A 1,166-nucleotide genomic window follows, 5' to 3' on the forward strand; every position below is an offset into this window, starting at 1 on the left:
TCAGATCCGCTCGATGATGGTGCCGGTGGCCAGCGCGCCGCCGGCGCACATGGTGATCAGTGCGGTGGACTTGTCCGTCCGCTCGAGTTCGTGCAGTGCGGTGGTGATGAGGCGGGATCCGGTGCTGCCGACGGGGTGGCCGAGGGCGAGGGCGCCGCCGTTGACGTTGACCTTGTCCATGTCGGGGCCGTGCACCCGAGCCCAGGACAGTGCGACGGACGCGAAGGCCTCGTTGACCTCGAACAGGTCGAGGTCGCCGATCTTCATGCCTGCCTTCTCGAGGACCTTGGCGGTGGCCTGGACGGGGCCGTCGAGGTGGAATTCGGGCTCGGCGCCGACGAGCACCTGGGAGACGATCCGGGCGCGGGGCTTGAGGCCGAGGGCGAGGGCGCGGTCGGAGTCCATCAGCAGCACTGCGGCGGCGCCGTCGGAGATCTGCGAGGCGGTGCCGGCGGTGTGGATGCCGCCCTCGATGACCGGCTTGAGCTTGGCGAGCGACTCGAGCGTGGTGTCGCGCAGGCCCTGGTCCCGGGAAACCACTGTGGTCTCGGCGGTCGGCAGCTTGTCCTCGCCGATGACGGGGGCGGTCACGGGCAGCACCTCGCGGTCGAAGCGTCCCTCGGCCCAGGCCTGCTTGGCCAGGGCCTGCGAGCGGACGCCGAGCGCCTCGATGTCCGCGCGGGTGATGCCGCGACGCTTCGCGATCCGCTCGGCGGCCTCGAACTGGTTGGGCATGTCGATGTCCCAGGACGCCGGGCGGCGCGGGCCTGCCTCGGTGCCGACGTTGGCGCCGAGCGGGACCTGGCTCATCTGCTCGACGCCGCAGGCGACGCCGATGTCGATGGCGCCGGTGGCGATCAGCCCGGCGATCAGGTGGTTGGCCTGCTGCGCGGAACCGCACTGGCAGTCGATGGTGGTGGCGCCGGTCTGCCACGGCAGACCCGCAGCCAGCCAGGCGACCCGGGTGACGTTGTTGGACTGTGCACCGGCCTGGGTGACGCAGCCGCCGATGGCCTGCTCGACGAGGAGGGGGTCGATGCCCGCCCGCTCGAGCAGTCCGACCTGAACCGAGCCCAGGGTCTCCGCCGCGTGCAGGCCGGACAGCCAACCCCCTCGCTTGCCGATCGGGGTACGGACTGCCTCGACGATTACTGGTGTGCCCACGG

General features: G+C 71.4%; 1 protein-coding gene. It reads right to left on the reverse strand.

Annotation, left to right across the window (positions count from 1 at the left end):
* Positions 1–1,164: a steroid 3-ketoacyl-CoA thiolase gene (locus C8K38_RS26760; RefSeq protein ID WP_097214452.1), complete on the reverse strand. Its 1,164-nt coding sequence runs from the start codon at positions 1,162–1,164 to the stop codon at positions 1–3.
* Between the last annotated feature and the right edge of the window lie 2 nt (positions 1,165–1,166).

Origin of the sequence: Rhodococcus sp. OK611 (assembly GCF_003050885.1) — a bacterium.
Lineage (GTDB): Bacteria > Actinomycetota > Actinomycetes > Mycobacteriales > Mycobacteriaceae > Rhodococcus_G > Rhodococcus_G oryzae.